Here is a 15162-nt window from a genome sequence, read left to right on the forward strand (position 1 = left end):
AACCACTTCGACTGACACTATGACTTTGGTAGCTGCTCCCGCCCGTCTGTCCACCGCTGCAGCCACTTTTGAGGCTGATTTTGCAGACCGCCTGCACTGGTCTGCCGACACCGACGCGGCCATCGAGCAGCGCGTGGCCGACATCCTGGCCGATGTGCAAAAGCGTGGCGATGCCGCCGTGCTGGAGTACACGGCTCGTTTCGACGGCCTCTCGGCCCCCGACATGGCGGCGCTGGAGCTTACCCAGGCCGACTTCAAGGCCGCGTTCGACGCCATTCCACAGGCCCAGCGCGACGCGCTGCAGGCCGCTGCCAAGCGCGTGCGCAGCTACCACGAGGCGCAGAAAAAAGCCTCGGGCGAAAGCTGGAGCTACCGCGACGAAGACGGCACCTTGCTGGGCCAGAAGGTCACGCCGCTCGACCGCGTGGGCATCTACGTGCCCGGTGGCAAGGCGGCGTACCCGTCCAGCCTGCTGATGAACGCCATCCCGGCCCACGTAGCGGGCGTGCAAGAGATCATCATGGTCGTGCCCACCCCCGTGCGCGGCAGTGTGGCCACCGGTGGATCGGGCGCGCAACTGGCGTCCGACAAGGGCGAGCGCAATGACCTGGTGCTGGCGGCTGCTTATGTGGCGGGCGTCACGCGCGCCTTCACCATCGGCGGCGCGCAGGCCGTGGCTGCGCTCGCCTACGGCACGGCCACGATTCCGAAGGTCGACAAGATCACCGGCCCGGGCAACGCCTATGTGGCCAGCGCCAAGAAGCGCGTGTTCGGCACGGTGGGCATTGACATGATCGCGGGACCGAGCGAGATCCTGGTGCTGGCCGACGGCAGCACGCCGCCCGACTGGGTGGCGATGGACCTCTTCAGCCAGGCCGAACACGACGAGCTGGCCCAGAGCATCCTGTTGTGCCCCGACGCGGCCTACATCGACGCCGTGCAGCGCGAGATCGACCGCCTGCTGCCCACCATGCCGCGCGCTGAGATCATCGCCAAGAGCCTGAACGGCCGCGGCGCGCTGATCCTGACCAAGGACATGGAAGAAGCCTGCGCGATCAGCAACCGCATCGCACCCGAGCATCTGGAAGTGAGCAGCACCGACCCACACCGCTGGGAGCCCCTGCTGCGCCACGCTGGTGCGATCTTCCTGGGGGCCTACACCTCCGAAAGCCTGGGCGACTACTGCGCAGGCCCCAACCACGTGCTGCCCACCAGCGGCACGGCACGCTTTTCGTCGCCGCTGGGCGTGTACGACTTCCAAAAGCGCAGCAGCATCATCGAGGTGAGCGAAGCCGGTGCCCAGGTGCTTGGAAAAATCGCCGCCGAGCTGGCCTACGGCGAGGGCCTGCAGGCCCACGCGCAGGCGGCCGAGATGCGCCTGAAAACCCCGCTCAAGCCGCGCTGACGGCGCCCCCCGGGAACGGCATTGGGGCCGCGGCGGGCGCCACGGTCAGCGGTTGCATGGGCGCTGCCGCTGCTGCCGGCGCATACGTTGCACCCGCCTTGGGCTGGTGCCGAGCCCAGTTCAGCCGGGCAGGGCGGCGGCCTTCGGCGCTCACGCGCAGCCGCACCGGGCCGGTGAACGACAGGCGCTGGCCGGCTTCGAGGAAATAGTCTTCCATCAGGCCGTCGCAGGTCACCCAGATGCGCCCGTCCTCGACTTCCAGCAGGGCGATCTCGCCCTTGGCAAATTCCAGCACCTGCACGGCCTGCAGCGGCGGCAGTGGCTGGCGCTTCCATTGAAGTGAAAGGGCACCCTGCGCTGGCGTGGCGGGGGTGGGCGACGGGAGAGTGGGGCAGGGCTGGGTGTTCATGGCATTGACTGTGCGCGCGGCTGTCGCTGGGTGCCAGCCACAGCCTGCGGCGATGTGGGGCAGTACAGATAGGCAGTACAGGGCATCTGTACTGTGCGTACAGCCGCCGCTCTGTACTGGCCATTTCCTGGAGACCCAGTACAGAATCCTGCCATGGCCACCCAAGACGCACCCCCGCTTTATCTGCAGATCGCCGAGCAATTGGCGCAACTGATCCGTAACGGCACGCTGGCGCGCGGCGAAAAGCTGCCGTCGGTGCGCGAACTGGCCCGCCAGCATGCGGTGGCACAGACCACGGTGGTGCAGGCCTACCACTGGCTGGAGGACGCGCGGCTTGTCACTGCGCGCCCGCGCTCCGGTTTCTTCGTCGCTGCGCGGCCGGTGAGCCTGCCCGAGCCCAGCACGCCGCGGCCCATGCGCCGCCCGCGCGAGGTGGCGGTGGACTGGCTGGGCCAGCGCATCCTCGGGCGCAACCAGCCCGAGGACATGATCTCCTTCAGCAGCGGCACGCCCGGCCACGAACTCTTCAACCCCGACCGCGTGCGCCGCGCCGTGGTGCGCGCCGCGCAGCGCCACCGTGCCCTGCTGTGCACCTATCCCACCTCGGCGGGGCACGAAGACGCGCGCCGTGCGCTGGCGCGCTACGCCGTCGGCATGGGCTGCAGCCTGGACCCCGAGAACATCGTCATCACCGGCGGCTGCATGGACTCCATTGCGCTGTGCCTGCGCGCGGTGACCCAGCCGGGGGATGTGGTGGCGCTGGAGTCGCCCACGCATTTTTCGTTTCTGGAAGTGCTGCAGGGCCTGCATTTGAAGGTGCTGGAAATCCCCACCCACCCGCGCCACGGCCTGTCGCTGGACGCACTGCAGCTGGCGCTCGACACCCAGCCGGTCAAGGCCGTGATGATCGTGCCCACGCTCAGCAACCCGCTGGGCAGCTGCATGCCGCAGGCCGAACGCAAGCGCCTGGCGCAGATGGCCGCGCGGCACGACCTGGCGGTGATCGAGGACGCGATCTACAACGACCTGGTCGAGGTCGACGAGATGCGCCGCACTGTCAAGTCGTATGACACCACCGGCCACGTGATGCTGTGCGATTCGTTTTCGAAGACGCTGGCGCCGGGGCTGCGCCTGGGCTGGCTGGAGGCCGGGCGCTGGACCGAGAAGGTGCGCGGCATCAAGGACCTGCAGGCAGGCGGCCAGTCGGCCGTGCTGGAGCTGGCGCTGGCCGACCTCATCACCCAGGCCGGCCACGCGGCTGCCATGCGCCAGCTGAGGGCGGGCGTGGCGGCGCGCATGGACGAGGCACGCCGGGTGATTGCATCGCACTTTCCGCAGGGCACCCGGGTGAGCGACCCGCCCGGCGGCCTGCTGATGTGGCTGGAGCTGCCGCGCGCGCTCGATTCGGTGCAGTTGCACGAGGCCTGCCTGGCCAAGAAGATCCTGATCGCGCCCGGCACGGTGTTCAGCACCAGTGGGCGGTTTCGCAACTGCCTGCGCATTGGCGTGGGGGGCGACTGGTCGCCGGCCCATCTGGAGGCGCTGCGCACGGTGGGCGACATGGCGACCCAGATGCTGCAGAGCCAGCGGCAGGCCGCGTAAAAAAACCCGTATCTATGCAAAATTAACGACACGAACTTCGTGGTACACGAAGTTCGTGTAATATCAATTCCATGAAAAACGTCACCGTGACCATGGACGACACTGTTGCCGAATGGGTGCGCGTGGAGGCCGCCAAACGCGGCAGCAGCGTCTCGCGCCTGCTGGGTGAATGGCTGGCCGAGAAGATGCGCCAGGAAGACGCCTATGCCCAGGCGATGCGTGAGGCGCTGGGCTTTGAATCCTGGGGCGCTTCCACGGGCCCGTACGTGCCGCGCGAAACCTTGTTTCTGCGCTGAACGGTGCAATACACATGAGCACCGTCCCCATCTTTGTCGATACCGAAATCCTGCTGGCCAGCGTGGACGACCGCGATGCCGAGCGCCAGGCGCGCGCCCGCGAGTGGATGAACTTTTGCTGGCAAACCCGCAGCGGCCGCATCAGCTCGCAGGTGCTCAACGAGCTGTACAACCAGGCGATCCAGCGCTTCGATGGCCCCCACGTGCTGCAGCAGGTGCGCGCCCAGGTGCGCCGCCTGCGGGTGTGGCTGCCGCCGCACCTCGATTCGTACACCGTCGACGGCGCCTGGGATCTGCAGGACCGCTACCGCCTGGGCTACTGGGACGCGCTCATCCTCTCGTCCGCCCACCAGCAGGGCTGCCGCTACCTGCTGACCGAAGCCTTGCCGCACGACCACGTCATGGACGCCGTGCGCCCCATCAACCCGTTTCTTGTCACCCCCAACGAACTGGACACCACCGAATGACTACTCCTGCGTCGTCTCCCCTCCAAGCCCTGGCCCGCATCCGCCCCGACGTGCGCGCCATGCACGCGTACGGCGTGCAGCCCTCCGCCGGCATGCTCAAGATGGACGCGATGGAGAACCCGTTCCGCCTGCCCGCGCACCTGCAGGCCGCGCTGGGCCAGCGGCTGGGCGCGCTGGCGCTCAACCGCTATCCGGGTGACCGCCTGCTGGACCTGAAGGCGGCCCTCGCCCAATACGCTGGTATGCCCGAGGGCTACGGCGTGGTGCTGGGCAACGGTTCGGACGAACTCATCACCTTGCTGGCCCTGGCCTGCGCCCAGCCCGGCACGGGCCAGCGCGCCACCATGCTCGCGCCCATGCCAGGATTTGTGATGTACCCGCTGTCGGCGCAGCTGCAGGGCCTGGACTTTGTCGGCGTGCCGCTCACCCCGGACTTTGAGCTGGACGAGCCCGCCATGCTGGCCGCCATCGCCGAGCACAACCCCGCCATCACCTACATCGCCTACCCCAACAACCCCACCGCCACGCTGTGGGACGAGGGCGCGGTGCAGCGCATCATCGACGCCGCAGGCGCGCAGGGCGGCCTGGTGGTGATGGACGAGGCCTACCAGCCCTTTGCCAGCCGCAGCTTCATCGACCGCATGCGCGCCGAGCCCGGCCGCAACGCCCACGTGCTGCTCATGCGCACGCTCAGCAAATTTGGCCTGGCGGGCGTGCGCCTGGGCTACCTCATCGGGCCGGGTGCCTTGGTGAGCGAGATCGACAAGGTGCGCCCGCCCTACAACGTGAGCGTGCTCAACTGCGAGGCTGCGCTGTTTGCCCTGGAGCACACCGAGGTGTTTGCCGCCCAGGCCGCCGAGATACGGGCCGAGCGTGCCAAGCTGGTCGCGGCCCTGCGCCAGATGCCCGGTGTTGAAAAATGCTGGGACAGCGAGGCCAACATGGTCCTGATCCGTGTGGCGGATTCCGCCAAGACCTATGACGGCATGAAAAACCGCAAGGTGCTGATCAAGAACGTTTCTACAATGCACCCACTCCTGGCCAACTGCCTGCGCCTGACGGTGGGCAATGCCGATGACAACGCGCAGATGCTGGCCGCCCTGCAAGCCTCCCTATGACTTCCTCCGCACTCGTCACCTCCACGACCCCTGACCCCCTGGCCGACCGCATCGCCGAGGTCAGCCGCAACACCGCCGAGACACGCATCAGCGTGCGCATCAACCTTGACGGCACCGGCCAGGCCAAGTTGCACACTGGCATCGGCTTTTTCGACCACATGCTCGACCAGATCGCCCGCCACGGGCTGATCGACCTCGACATCGACTGCGAAGGCGACCTGCACATCGACGGCCACCACACGGTGGAAGACGTGGGCATCACGCTAGGCCAGGCCTTTGCACGCGCCGTGGGCGACAAGAAGGGCATCCGCCGCTACGGCCACGCCTACGTGCCGCTCGACGAAGCGCTCTCGCGCGTGGTGGTCGATTTTTCGGGTCGCCCGGGGCTGCACATCGATGTGAAGTTCACGGCGGGCAGCATCGGCCAGCTCGATACGCAGCTGGTGTACGAGTTCTTCCAGGGTTTCGTGAACCACGCGGGCGTCACGCTGCACATCGACAACCTCAAGGGCATCAACGCCCACCACCAGTGCGAGACCATCTTCAAGGCGTTCGGGCGCACGCTGCGCGCAGCGCTGGAGCGCGACCCCCGCTCGGTGGGCGTCATCCCTTCCACCAAGGGCTCGTTGTGAGTTTTTTGAGTCAAATCGGGCGCTAGCGCTTGATGTATAAGCGTTGGTAGCTATGAATATGGAAGCAAAAACGGTAGCGGTCGTGGACTACGGCATGGGCAACCTGCACTCGGTTTCGCAGGCCGTGCGGCACGCCGCGCAGGACACGGGCTGGACGGTGGTCGTCACCCAGCGCCCTGAAGAAGTGCGCGCCGCCCAGCGCATCGTGCTGCCCGGGCAGGGCGCCATACCCGACTGCATGCGCGAGCTGCGTGAATCCGGCCTTCTCGAGTCCGTGCTCGAAGCCGCGGCGCAAAAGCCGATGTTTGGCGTGTGCGTGGGCATGCAGATGCTGCTGGACCACAGCGCCGAGGGCCCCAATGGCGGCACGCCGGGCCTGGGCCTGATCCATGGCGAGGTGAGCAAGTTCGACCTGATCGGCCGCACGCAGCCGGACGGCAGCCGCTACAAGGTGCCGCAGATGGGCTGGAACCAGGTGCGCCAGATGCCCCATAGCCAATCTGGCACGGTGCACCCGATCTGGGCGGGTGTGCCCGACGGCAGCTACTACTATTTTGTTCACAGTTTCTACGCGTTGCCGCAAGATGCGGCCCATTGCGCGGGGCAGACGGACTACGGTGGCTTGTTTGCGTCGGCGATTGCACGCGATAATATTTTTGCCACGCAGTTCCACCCAGAGAAAAGCGCGGAGCACGGCCTGGCCCTGTACCGCAATTTCCTGCACTGGAATCCCTGATTCCCCCCATCACCCTTTTTTCCTCAACCAGCCCGTTCGGTCCGAGCCGCGACTCGTGCCTTCCCCCGAACCCCACCACCATGCTGCTCATCCCCGCCATCGATCTCAAGGACGGCCACTGCGTTCGCCTCAAACAAGGCGATATGGACCAATCCACCACCTTCGGTGAAGACCCGGCGGCCATGGCACGCAAGTGGCTGGAGGCGGGCGCGCGGCGCCTGCACCTGGTGGACCTCAACGGCGCCTTTGCGGGCGTGCCCAAGAACTTCACCGCCATCAAGTCCATCCTCAAGGCTGTGGGCGAAGAGATTCCGGTGCAGCTGGGCGGCGGAATCCGTGACCTGGACACCATCGAGAAGTACATCGACGGCGGCCTGCGCTACGTGATCATCGGCACGGCGGCGGTCAAGAACCCCGGCTTTCTGAAAGACGCGTGCAGCGCCTTCGGCGGCCACATCATCGTGGGGCTGGACGCCAAGGACGGCAAGGTCGCCACCGACGGCTGGAGCAAACTCACCGGCCACGAGGTGGTGGACCTGGCCAAGAAGTTCGAGGACTGGGGCGTCGAATCCATCATCTACACCGACATCGGCCGCGACGGCATGCTGTCGGGCATCAACATCGATGCCACGGTCAAGCTCGCGCAGTCGCTGTCGATCCCGGTGATCGCCTCGGGCGGCCTGTCGAACATGGCCGACATCGAGCAGCTGTGTGCGGTGGAAGGCGAGGGCGTCGAAGGCGTGATCTGTGGCCGCGCGATCTACAGCGGCGACCTCGACTTTGCTGCTGCGCAGGCCCGCGCTGACGAACTGAACGGCTGAAACAGATAACCCCCTGAGCGGCTGCGCCGCTCCCCCCGGGGGACGACGCCAGTGGCCTGGCGAAGCCAGTTCCACGGCGCCTGCTGGCCTCGGCAGCGCCTCATCCACGAACCGCTGACTGACTGACCGACATGCTCGCCAAACGCATCATCCCTTGCCTCGACGTCACCGGAGGCCGCGTGGTCAAGGGTGTCAACTTCCTTGAACTGCGCGATGCGGGCGACCCCGTCGAGATCGCCGCGCGCTACAACGGGCAGGGCGCCGACGAGCTCACCTTCCTCGACATCACCGCCACCAGCGATGGGCGCGATTTAATCTTGCACATCATCGAAGCGGTGGCCAGCCAAGTCTTCATCCCGCTCACCGTGGGTGGCGGCGTGCGCTCGGTCGAAGACGTGCGCCGGCTGCTCAACGCGGGCGCCGACAAAACCAGCTTCAACTCGGCCGCGATTGCCAACCCCGACCTCATCAACGCGGTGTCGGAGAAGTACGGCTCGCAGTGCATCGTGGTGGCTATTGACGCCAAACGCCGCTCGGCCGAAGACGCCCAGCGCATCGGCGCCAACGGCCAGCCCGTGGGCGACGGCTGGGACGTGTACAGCCACGGCGGGCGCAAGAACATGGGCCTGGACGCCGTGGCCTGGGCCACCGAAATGGCGCGGCGCGGCGCGGGCGAGATTTTGCTCACCAGCATGGACCGTGACGGCACCAAGGCGGGCTTTGACCTCACCCTGACCCGCGCCGTGAGCGACGCGGTGAGCGTGCCCGTGATCGCGTCGGGCGGCGTGGGCAACCTCGACCACCTGGCCGACGGCGTGCAACAGGGCGGGGCGGATGCGGTGCTGGCTGCCAGCATCTTCCATTACGGTGAATACACCGTGGGCCAGGCCAAGGCCCGCATGGCCGAGCGCGGCATTCCGGTGCGGCTGCTGTGAAGCGCACTGCGGCGGTTGCCGCCCTGCGCTGCGCCCTGGCCCATACCGTGGTGCTTGCTGGGCTGGCTGCGGCACTGCCGGCTGCGGCACAGGTGCCGCCGCCGTCGTACACCCGGTTCTCTGAGCGCATGCCCTGCGTCGACCGCATCGGCCGCTGCTTTGACGCCACCATCGGCGGCAAGCCCGTGGTGGTGATCGGCGAGAAGGCCGAGTTCGACAAGCTCAAGGCGCAGCTCCAGTCGCTGAACGACAACGTGCGCGACGTCTACTGGATCGTGCGCGAACCGGTGCCCGGCAAACAAGCGCTGGACGTGGTGACCCAGCCCAACGCGCTCGGCCTGCCGCTGGTGGGCGATGAGAAGGAAGAGCCCGATGTCACCGTCTACGCCCTGGACGGCCAGAACCTGGAGAGCGAGCCGGAACTGGTGGCGAACCAGAGCGTGCGCGTCAATGGCCAGCCGGTGGTGACGCAGCAGGAAACCCTGACGCAGGACTTCCTGCCGCCGGGCCGCTACGCGTTTGCCATCAAGTACCTGGGCCGCAAGAACTGGGACCGCAAATGGGTGTTCTTGTCGGTGGTGAAGTGAATGCCAGATAAAAATCGGCCTCAGCGCTTGACTGGTAAGGGTTTTTTGCTATTAATATAATAGCAATCGGCCTCATCGCGGCTCGGGTGCCGCCGGGGATATCACCGCTGGCTTTGGCGGGCAATTATTCATATTTGATAGCTATCAGCGCATGATAGGCAAGCGCTGGCGGCCTAAAAGGCTTCAAAACGGGCGGCCGGGCCTGCCGACCCGCAATTCAAATCGCCGACAATCCCGCCCATGAACTGGCTCAACGATGTGAAATGGGACGCGCAGGGCTTGGTGCCCGTGATTGCGCAGGAGCAGGGCACGGGCGACGTGCTGATGTTTGCCTGGATGAACCGCGAGGCCCTGGAGAAAACCGCAGAACTGGGCCGCGCCGTGTACTTCAGCCGCTCGCGCAAGAAGCTCTGGTTCAAAGGCGAGGAATCCGGCCACGTGCAGACCGTGCACGAGATCCGCCTCGACTGCGACAACGACGTGGTGCTGCTCAAGGTCACCCAGCTCGGCCACGAGCCCGGCATCGCCTGCCACACCGGCCGCCACAGCTGCTTTTTCAGCGTGCTCAAGGACGGGGCCTGGCAACCGGTCGATCCGGTCTTGAAAGACCCTGAATCCATCTACAAGTAAGACCCATGAGCTCCAACGATTCCCTGGCCCGCCTCGCTGAGGTGATTGAAAGCCGCAAGCCCGCCAACGGCGGCGACCCCGAAAAGAGCTATGTTTCGCGCCTGCTGCACAAGGGGCCGGACGCTTTCCTGAAAAAGATCGGCGAGGAAGCCACCGAAGTCGTCATGGCCGCCAAGGACGTGGATCACGGGGCCGACAAATCCAAGCTGCTGTACGAAGTGGCGGACCTGTGGTTCCACTCGATGGTGGCGCTGGCCCATTACGGCCTGACCCCTGCCGATGTGCTCACCGAACTGGAGCGCCGCGAAGGCACCAGCGGTATCGAAGAAAAAGCCTTGCGCAAGGCCGTTGCGCGTGCCAGCCAGGAGGGTTCCACATGAACGACATCATTGACGTGCAAAGCAACGAGCAGAAGGCCCAGGGCCTCAAGAACGTGGGCTGGGTCAGCTACGTGCTGCACCTCATCGTGGCCGTGGGGGCCGTGGTGCCGGGCGCCCAGGCCAGCGCGCTGCTGCTGGTCATTGCGCTGGTGATCGATCTGGTCAAACGGGGCGACGCCGAGGGCACCTGGCAGGCCAACCATTTTTCGTGGCGCATCCGCTCGACGATCTGGGCCGGCGTGCTGTACGTGGTGACCTCGCCGCTGTGGCTGCTGCTGATCGCGCCGGGCTGGATCGCCTGGGGCATCATTTCCTTGTGGTTCCTGTACCGCATCGTGCGCGGCATGCTGGCCATGAGCAAGAACCAGGCGGTGGATGCCTGAGCCTGGCGCGCCACTGCCGCATCTGCCCTCCTTGACTCGGCTGAATCTGGCCCTGCAGGGCGGCGGCTCGCACGGCGCGCTGACCTGGGGCGTGCTCGATGCGCTGCTCGAAGACGGGCAGTGGCACTTTGACGGCGTGAGCGGCACCAGCGCCGGCGCCATGAATGCCGTGGCCTTGGCCCACGGGTTTGCCAAGGCGGCCCACGAGCACAAAGACCCCTACGAAGCCCACCTGGCGGGCTGCCAGCTGGCGCGCGAGACGCTCTCTCGTCTGTGGGAGGGCGTGGGCACTATGGGCAGCTTCATGTGGGGCTCGCCGCTGTCCGCCGCCAACCCCATGATGGGGCTGATGCGGCAATGGCTGTCGCCCTACCAGACCAACCCGCTCGACATCAACCCGCTGCGCCGCCTGCTCGAACGCGAAGTGGACTTTGACCTGCTGTGCAACGCGCGGCGCGCCGCCCATGCGGCCGGCGGGCCCAAGGTGTTTGTCTGCGCCACCAACGTGCGCACGGGGCGGGGCGAGATCTTCTCGGGCGCCAAGCTCAGTGCCGATGCGGTGATGGCCTCGGCCTGCCTGCCGCTGCTGTTCAAGGCGGTGGAAATCGACGGCCAGCATTACTGGGACGGCGGCTACTCGGGCAACCCCGCGTTGCACCCACTGATCTACCAGACTGACACCTCGGACATCCTGCTGGTGCAGATCAATCCCATCGAGCACCTGGAGCTGCCGCACTCCGGCGCCGAAATCATGGAGCGCATGAACGAGGTCACCTTCAACGCCAGCCTGCTGGCCGAGATGCGCGCCATCGAGTTCGTGCGCCGCCTGCTGGCCGAAGGCAAGCTCGACCCGCGCCGCTACAAGAACGTGCGCATGCACCGCATCGACGGCGGCTCGCTTTTAGCCCCGTTCGGCGCGGACAGCAAGATGCGCGCGGACCTCGCGTTTGTGCGCAAGCTCTTCGCCATCGGCCGCACGGCCGGGCAGGCGTGGCTGCATGCGCACCGCAAGGACGTGGGTGTGCGCCCGACGATCAAGATCGCTGACAATGCATGAAGCGCGCGAAGCGGCCCTCGGGGTGCTTCGTGCGTTGCCCTCTTGGTCGGAAGGCGCTGCCGACGACCCGGCAGCGCCTTCCGCAAAAAGCTGACTCCCATTTTTCTCCCGATTTCGCATGCACGATCCGAACTGTCTTTTCTGCAAGATCATCGCGGGCCAGATTCCTTCGAAGAAGGTCTACGAGGACGAGGAAATCTTCGCCTTCCACGACATTCATCCCTGGGCGCCAGTGCATTTCCTGATGGTGCCGAAGGTGCACATTGCGTCGATGGCCCAGGTTACGGCCGAACACGCACCGGTGCTGGGCCGCATGATGGCGTTGGCCCCCAAGCTGGCGCTGGAGCAGGGCTGCAACCCTTACCCGGAGGGCGGGTTTCGCGTCGTGGTAAACACGGGGCTTGAAGGTGGCCAGGAGATCCACCACCTGCATGTCCACGTGATGGGTGGCCCCCGCCCGTGGCTCAAGGGCTGAAACTGACCGGTGGCGCGGGCGCCTTTCCCGGGCTTGCGCAAGGCTGCTGTGGTTCGGTCACAGCGGCCGTCTAAAATGATTGCAATTCGTTAGGAGATATTCCATGGGCTCTTTTTCCATCTGGCACTGGCTGATCGTGCTGCTGATCGTCGTCATGGTGTTCGGCACCAAGAAGCTCAAGAACATGGGCTCCGACCTCGGGGGCGCCGTCAAGGGCTTCAAGGACGGCATGAAGGACGGCTCGGCCGAAGCGGCCGGCACGGCCACCCCACCCGCAGGTCAGGTCGCCAACAACCCGGCCGCTGACAAGACCACCATCGATGTCGAAGCCAAGCAAAAGAGCTGAGCCTGCCGCACCGACGGCTGATCGCACCGGCACCCGCGCTGACTGACACCCATGATTGATATTGGCCTGTCCAAGATGATGCTGATCGGTGCGGTCGCGCTCATCGTCATCGGCCCCGAAAAACTCCCCCGCGTAGCCCGCACGGTCGGCACCCTGCTAGGCAAGGCCCAGCGCTACGTGACCGACGTGAAAGCCGAGGTCAACCGGTCCATGGAGCTCGACGAGCTCAAGAAGATGAAGGACACGGTGGAGAGCGCTGCGCGCGATGTGCACAGCTCCATCCAGACCGGCGCGAGCGAGTTCGAGAAAGACTGGGCGGCCGTCACCGATTCCAGCAACAACGACCTGCACGAATCCCATGCCGCGGTGGTGCCGGCGTACAAACACCCGGGCAAGAATTGGCGCCTGAAGCGCGGTGCCGTGCCCCAGTGGTACAAGGCCAAGAGCGGCGTACGCACCAAGGCGCAGTCTGGCGCGGCCCGCGTGGCGCGCTACCGTCCCCAGAAATTTCACTGATCCGAAAGCGCCAGCAAGCAGCCGGCGTCGCCGTGCGCTGCATGGGCGGCCTCCACGCCCTGAAAACCCACTATGTCCGAAACCCCTTCCAAAGAAGACGAGCTGGCCGGTACCGAGCAGCCCTTCGTGCAGCACCTGATGGAGCTGCGCGACCGGCTGGTCAAGGCGCTCATTGCGATTGCCATCGCGGCGGCAATCCTGTTCTTCTTTCCTGGCCCTGGCGCGCTGTACGACTTCCTGGCGGCGCCGCTGGTGGCGCACCTGCCCAAGGGGGCGACGCTGATCGCCACCTCGGTGATCTCGCCGTTCATGGTGCCGCTCAAGATTTTGTTGATGTCGGCGTTTTTGCTGGCGCTGCCTTTTGTGCTGTGGCAGGTGTGGGCCTTCGTGGCGCCGGGCCTGTATTCGCACGAGAAGAAGCTGGTGCTGCCGCTGGTGGTCTCCAGCACGCTGCTGTTCTTCATCGGCGTGGCGTTTTGCTACTACCTCGTCTTCGGCCAGGTGTTTGCGTTCATTCAGAGCTTTGCGCCCAAGAGCATCACGGCCGCGCCTGACATCGAGGCGTACCTGAGCTTTGTGCTGTCAATGTTCCTTGCGTTCGGTCTGTCCTTTGAGGTGCCAATTGCCGTCGTGGTGCTGGCCCGCATGGGGATTGTCAGCGTGCAGAAGCTGCGCGAGTTCCGCGGCTATTTCATCGTGATCGCGTTTGTGATCGCCGCCGTGGTCACGCCGCCTGACGTGGTCTCGCAGCTGTCGCTGGCCATACCGATGTGCCTGTTGTACGAAGTGGGCATCTGGGCGGCACAGATCTTCATCAAGCACACCAAGGCGCCGGAAGAGCCTGAGGAACCTGCGTCGGCATCCTGATCGCAGCGCGCCCCGCGGCTGGTGAGCTGGGGAGTGGTCGATCGGTCGTCTGTGTGCTACTGCAGCTTCGCCTGGCCGTGCTCCGGCTTAGGTGCACCAGAAATTCAAACAAAAATAGCTGCTAGCGCTTGATGCATAAGCGCTAGCAGCTATTTTTTCGATAGCAGTGAGTGGACGGGCGCCTGCTCCCCCACTGGGGAAAGCCAGCCTGCAACAACGGGGTGCACGCCAGGCCAGCGCCTTCTTGGCACTGGCTCCGCGCGGCCCCCTGCAACGCCTCCTTAGGGGGCCTGCAGCTGGCCAGGGGCAAGTTACCGACGCTTGGGGCGCGGGCGCACGCCGGGAGTGATGTTCAACTCCACCATTTTGTCCGCGCGCTGCACGTTGAAGGGCGCCGCAGTGCCGGGCTTGAGCCCCGCCACAGCCGTCAGCAGTTCGGACACATTGCCCACGTTCTTGCCTTCCACGCGCACGATCACGTCGCCGGGCCGCATGCCGGCCAGGGCGGCAGGCCCGTCCTGCAGCACGCCGGTGATGATCACGCCCTCGGTGGCCTTCACGCCGAAGGTCTCGGCCAGTTCGGGCGACAGCTCATTGGGCTCCACACCGATCCAGCCGCGGGTGACCTGGCCGTCCTTCACGATGCCGTCGAGCACCAGGCGCGCGGTGGACACGGGAATGGCAAAACCGATGCCCATGCTGCCGCCCGAGCGCGAGTAGATCGCGGTGTTGATGCCCATCAGGTTGCCGTTCACGTCCACCAGTGCGCCGCCCGAATTGCCCGGGTTGATGGCCGCGTCGGTCTGGATGAAATTCTCGAAGGTGTTGATGCCGAGCTGCGTGCGGCCCAGTGCGCTCACGATGCCGCTCGTCACCGTCTGGCCCACGCCAAACGGGTTGCCGATGGCCAGCACCTGGTCTCCCACCGCCAGGCCGTCGGAATTGCCCAGCACGATGATGGGCAGCTTGTCGAGCTCGATCTTGAGGATGGCTAGGTCGGTGTCGGGGTCGGTGCCGATCACGCTGGCGCGGGCGCGGCGGCTGTCGGTGAGCGTGACCTCGATCTCGTCAGCGCCCTCGACCACGTGGTTGTTGGTGAGGATGTAGCCGTCGGGGCTCACGATCACGCCGCTGCCCAGCCCGGCCTGCGCCTGGGCACCCTGGTCGCCAAAGAAGAACTGGAACCACGGATCGTTGCTGCGCGGGTGGCGCACGGCCTTGCTGGTGTTGATGCTGACCACGGCGGGTGCAGCCTTGCGCGCGGCAGCGCTGAAGCTGCCCGCAGCCGGCTGCGGCACGGGCGCGTTGGGCGCCTCCAGCAGCGAGATGCCCGCACCGGAGCGGGTGGTACCGCGGCCCAGCCAGTCGGGCTGGAGCGTGGCGACGACGAAGTAGGCAGCAACAAACACGGTTACGGCCTGCGAAAAGAGCAGCCAGATGCGCTTCATGGGGTCCTGTCGAATGGTCGGGAAATCGAAGAAGCCGGGACGGAGTCCGGAG

General features: G+C 65.9%; 20 protein-coding genes. 18 read left to right on the forward strand and 2 right to left on the reverse strand.

Annotation, left to right across the window (positions count from 1 at the left end; translation table 11 throughout):
* Positions 1 to 19: 19 nt before the first annotated feature.
* On the forward strand, positions 20 to 1405 hold the full coding sequence (hisD, locus tag ACSQ3Q_RS05020; protein WP_436133313.1) for a histidinol dehydrogenase: 1386 nt from the start codon (positions 20 to 22) through the stop codon (positions 1403 to 1405).
* Here the strand turns inward: hisD and ACSQ3Q_RS05025 are convergent.
* Positions 1392 to 1814, reverse strand: coding sequence for a DUF2917 domain-containing protein (locus ACSQ3Q_RS05025; RefSeq protein ID WP_436133314.1), 423 nt, complete (start codon positions 1812 to 1814; stop codon positions 1392 to 1394). The genes hisD and ACSQ3Q_RS05025 overlap by 14 nt on opposite strands.
* 153 nt (positions 1815 to 1967) lie before the next feature.
* On the opposite strand from ACSQ3Q_RS05025, the gene ACSQ3Q_RS05030 reads away from it, so the two are divergent.
* From ACSQ3Q_RS05030 to tatC, 17 genes are all read left to right on the forward strand, one after another.
* Positions 1968 to 3416 (forward strand): PLP-dependent aminotransferase family protein, encoded by a 1449-nt coding sequence (locus ACSQ3Q_RS05030; RefSeq protein ID WP_436133315.1) that lies wholly within the window; start codon positions 1968 to 1970, stop codon positions 3414 to 3416.
* A gap of 71 nt (positions 3417 to 3487) precedes the next feature.
* The gene (locus ACSQ3Q_RS05035; RefSeq protein WP_010462084.1) at positions 3488 to 3712 is read left to right on the forward strand and encodes a hypothetical protein; all 225 of its coding nucleotides are present in this window, start codon (positions 3488 to 3490) and stop codon (positions 3710 to 3712) included.
* Between the two features lie 14 nt (positions 3713 to 3726).
* Complete coding sequence (locus ACSQ3Q_RS05040; RefSeq protein ID WP_436133316.1) at positions 3727 to 4179, forward strand: PIN domain-containing protein; 453 nt, start codon at positions 3727 to 3729, stop codon at positions 4177 to 4179.
* On the forward strand, positions 4176 to 5297 hold the full coding sequence (hisC, locus tag ACSQ3Q_RS05045; RefSeq protein ID WP_436133317.1) for a histidinol-phosphate transaminase: 1122 nt from the start codon (positions 4176 to 4178) through the stop codon (positions 5295 to 5297). The genes ACSQ3Q_RS05040 and hisC overlap by 4 nt, the downstream gene beginning before the upstream one ends.
* Positions 5294 to 5929 (forward strand): imidazoleglycerol-phosphate dehydratase HisB, encoded by a 636-nt coding sequence (gene hisB / locus ACSQ3Q_RS05050; protein WP_436133318.1) that lies wholly within the window; start codon positions 5294 to 5296, stop codon positions 5927 to 5929. Before hisC ends, hisB begins: the two co-directional genes overlap by 4 nt.
* A gap of 52 nt (positions 5930 to 5981) precedes the next feature.
* On the forward strand, positions 5982 to 6665 hold the full coding sequence (gene hisH, locus ACSQ3Q_RS05055) for an imidazole glycerol phosphate synthase subunit HisH (RefSeq protein WP_436133319.1): 684 nt from the start codon (positions 5982 to 5984) through the stop codon (positions 6663 to 6665).
* Positions 6666 to 6745: 80 nt separating this feature from the next.
* Complete coding sequence (hisA, locus tag ACSQ3Q_RS05060; protein WP_436133320.1) at positions 6746 to 7486, forward strand: 1-(5-phosphoribosyl)-5-[(5-phosphoribosylamino)methylideneamino]imidazole-4-carboxamide isomerase; 741 nt, start codon at positions 6746 to 6748, stop codon at positions 7484 to 7486.
* A 131-nt stretch (positions 7487 to 7617) separates the two neighbouring features.
* Positions 7618 to 8421, forward strand: coding sequence for an imidazole glycerol phosphate synthase subunit HisF (gene hisF / locus ACSQ3Q_RS05065; RefSeq protein WP_436133321.1), 804 nt, complete (start codon positions 7618 to 7620; stop codon positions 8419 to 8421).
* A complete protein-coding gene (locus ACSQ3Q_RS05070) occupies positions 8418 to 9008 on the forward strand; it encodes a hypothetical protein (protein ID WP_436133322.1) in 591 nt (196 codons plus the stop codon). Before hisF ends, ACSQ3Q_RS05070 begins: the two co-directional genes overlap by 4 nt.
* A 231-nt stretch (positions 9009 to 9239) precedes the next feature.
* Positions 9240 to 9638, forward strand: a complete 399-nt coding sequence (gene hisI, locus ACSQ3Q_RS05075) for a phosphoribosyl-AMP cyclohydrolase (protein ID WP_436136941.1) — start codon at positions 9240 to 9242, stop codon at positions 9636 to 9638.
* 5 nt (positions 9639 to 9643) lie between these two features.
* The gene (locus ACSQ3Q_RS05080; protein ID WP_436133323.1) at positions 9644 to 10018 is read left to right on the forward strand and encodes a phosphoribosyl-ATP diphosphatase; all 375 of its coding nucleotides are present in this window, start codon (positions 9644 to 9646) and stop codon (positions 10016 to 10018) included.
* On the forward strand, positions 10015 to 10401 hold the full coding sequence (locus ACSQ3Q_RS05085) for a DUF4870 family protein (protein WP_436133324.1): 387 nt from the start codon (positions 10015 to 10017) through the stop codon (positions 10399 to 10401). Before ACSQ3Q_RS05080 ends, ACSQ3Q_RS05085 begins: the two co-directional genes overlap by 4 nt.
* Positions 10394 to 11458, forward strand: a complete 1065-nt coding sequence (locus ACSQ3Q_RS05090) for a patatin-like phospholipase family protein (protein WP_436133325.1) — start codon at positions 10394 to 10396, stop codon at positions 11456 to 11458. Before ACSQ3Q_RS05085 ends, ACSQ3Q_RS05090 begins: the two co-directional genes overlap by 8 nt.
* A 118-nt stretch (positions 11459 to 11576) precedes the next feature.
* Positions 11577 to 11933, forward strand: a complete 357-nt coding sequence (locus tag ACSQ3Q_RS05095; RefSeq protein ID WP_436133326.1) for a histidine triad nucleotide-binding protein — start codon at positions 11577 to 11579, stop codon at positions 11931 to 11933.
* A gap of 103 nt (positions 11934 to 12036) precedes the next feature.
* On the forward strand, positions 12037 to 12279 hold the full coding sequence (gene tatA, locus ACSQ3Q_RS05100; protein ID WP_436133327.1) for a Sec-independent protein translocase subunit TatA: 243 nt from the start codon (positions 12037 to 12039) through the stop codon (positions 12277 to 12279).
* Positions 12280 to 12330: 51 nt separating this feature from the next.
* Positions 12331 to 12795, forward strand: coding sequence for a Sec-independent protein translocase protein TatB (gene tatB, locus ACSQ3Q_RS05105; RefSeq protein ID WP_436133328.1), 465 nt, complete (start codon positions 12331 to 12333; stop codon positions 12793 to 12795).
* 72 nt (positions 12796 to 12867) lie between these two features.
* The gene (gene tatC, locus ACSQ3Q_RS05110) at positions 12868 to 13662 is read left to right on the forward strand and encodes a twin-arginine translocase subunit TatC (protein ID WP_436133329.1); all 795 of its coding nucleotides are present in this window, start codon (positions 12868 to 12870) and stop codon (positions 13660 to 13662) included.
* Between the two features lie 311 nt (positions 13663 to 13973).
* Here the strand turns inward: tatC and ACSQ3Q_RS05115 are convergent, their stop codons facing one another.
* Positions 13974 to 15110, reverse strand: a complete 1137-nt coding sequence (locus tag ACSQ3Q_RS05115) for a S1C family serine protease (protein WP_436133330.1) — start codon at positions 15108 to 15110, stop codon at positions 13974 to 13976.
* Between the last annotated feature and the right edge of the window lie 52 nt (positions 15111 to 15162).

The sequence above is a fragment of the Acidovorax sp. LjRoot129 genome (assembly GCF_964253765.1).
GTDB lineage: Bacteria > Pseudomonadota > Gammaproteobacteria > Burkholderiales > Burkholderiaceae_C > Acidovorax.